This is a genomic window from Halorubrum sp. SP3 (assembly GCF_005435195.1).
Classification (GTDB): Archaea; Halobacteriota; Halobacteria; order Halobacteriales; family Haloferacaceae; genus Halorubrum; species Halorubrum sodomense.
Genome location: NZ_SGTU01000076.1, coordinates 1,601 through 1,811 on the forward strand (window position 1 = coordinate 1,601; position 211 = coordinate 1,811).

General features: G+C 55.5%; 1 pseudogene. It reads right to left on the reverse strand.

Going from position 1 to position 211, the window contains the following annotated elements:
* Window positions 1–211 (reverse strand): annotated as a pseudogene (locus EXE42_RS20305) (group 1 glycosyl transferase); the annotation flags it as partial.

The following is a 211-nucleotide window of genomic DNA, read 5'->3' on the forward strand; positions in this document are numbered from 1 at the left end:
ACCATCACCAGCCGCTCATCCAAGTCCTCAAAAGCCGAGACGACTTCGGGGACGCCCTTCTCCTCATCAAGCCGGCCGAGATGAAGGAAGAACCTGTGATCGCCGTCATCGTAGTACCGGTCCAGTTCGACGGGCGGATATAGAACTTCTGAGTCGCGCTTGTAGTACTTCCAGAGGCGACGCTCAATGATCGGACTGTTGACGAAGTAGT